Origin of the sequence: Moorena sp. SIO4E2 (genome assembly GCF_010671945.1) — a bacterium.
Taxonomy (GTDB): Bacteria; Cyanobacteriota; Cyanobacteriia; order Cyanobacteriales; family Coleofasciculaceae; genus Moorena; species Moorena producens.
Genome location: NZ_JAAHIE010001417.1, coordinates 1 through 1,060, shown reverse-complemented (window position 1 = coordinate 1,060; position 1,060 = coordinate 1). Strand labels below are relative to the sequence as shown.

Genomic DNA, 1,060 nt, shown 5'->3' with positions numbered 1-1,060 from the left:
CTAAAAGCTGTTTGACACGGTGGTGCGTTACGGGCAGCACCGTGTCAAACAGCTTTTAGGAGATGCACCCAATTAGAAAGTTGTTAGGAGAATCAGATGGGAGCAGGTGAAAAGTAAGCACTCAGCGGTCAGTGCTCAGTGCTCAGCCCTGAAGGGTGGCTCAGATAGTAATCAACATTCCATCACCGTAGCTTAAGAACCGAAAACGGTTTTGAAGAGCATATTGATACACTTCTTCAAGTCGCTTTCGTCCAAGGAACGCTTCAACAAGCAGCAGATGAGTCGTCTGTGGTTCGTGAAAATTGGTAATGAGACCGCCAACGAGCTCAAACCGGAAACGGGGGGTAATAAAAAGATTTGTTTGGCCACTCATACCACGAACAGCGCTTTCAAGAGCCCGAACAACCGTTGTTCCGACAGCAATGACACGCCCACCCGCCTCTTTCCATCTACGTAAACGGTTTAACGTTTCTTGGGAGACCTCGAACTGTTCAGAGGAAGGTTTTTGCCTAGATTCAATGCAAAGAGAGCTAGAACTCCCGACCTGTAGCGTCACAAACTCCACCTGCTTACCACTAGCACGTAGTTGACTAATAAGTTCGGGTGTAAAGTGCAAACTTGCCGTCGGCACTGCAACAGAAGCAGCTTTCTTTGCAAAGATTGTCTGATCATCGATCTTGTCTTGGTAGTCCCCCGATCCCTGTCGAATGTTGGGAGCCGTATCGTTAAACACCAAGAGATCACCAGACCCAAGATGTTGAGGGAGAGAGGCGAAGGTTGTTTCTTCTATCTCTGCATCTGGACAGGTAATCAGAAGCTTTGCCGCTTCAGGCGGTTGAATCGGACGTTGAGCGATAAACTCTGTTGGGAGTTCATAGGTAAATATTTTCATGGTTAGTATTACAAGTCTGTGTTTGCTTGGAGTATGTGGGGTCTGCTTGTATAATTCCAATTGAGGCGTTGCTTAGAGGTTGTCTGAGAAGTTTCATTTGTTACATCCAAGCCCCCTAAATCCCCCAATTTTGGGGGACTTTTAGAAGCAAATTGACTCTTGTTCCCC

At 46.9% G+C, this 1,060-nt stretch carries 1 protein-coding gene; it reads right to left on the bottom strand.

All coding sequences use genetic code 11. The annotated features are described in order from the left end of the window. Positions 1-160: 160 nt before the first annotated feature. The gene (locus F6K37_RS44115; RefSeq protein WP_287257444.1) at positions 161-892 is read right to left on the bottom strand and encodes an S-adenosylmethionine:tRNA ribosyltransferase-isomerase; all 732 of its coding nucleotides are present in this window, start codon (positions 890-892) and stop codon (positions 161-163) included. Between the last annotated feature and the right edge of the window lie 168 nt (positions 893-1,060).

Excerpts from the sequence above, each read along its gene's own strand:
- F6K37_RS44115 (WP_287257444.1), bottom strand. The coding sequence starts at position 892 with ATGAAAATATTTACCTATGAACTCCCAACAGAGTTTATCGCTCAACGT.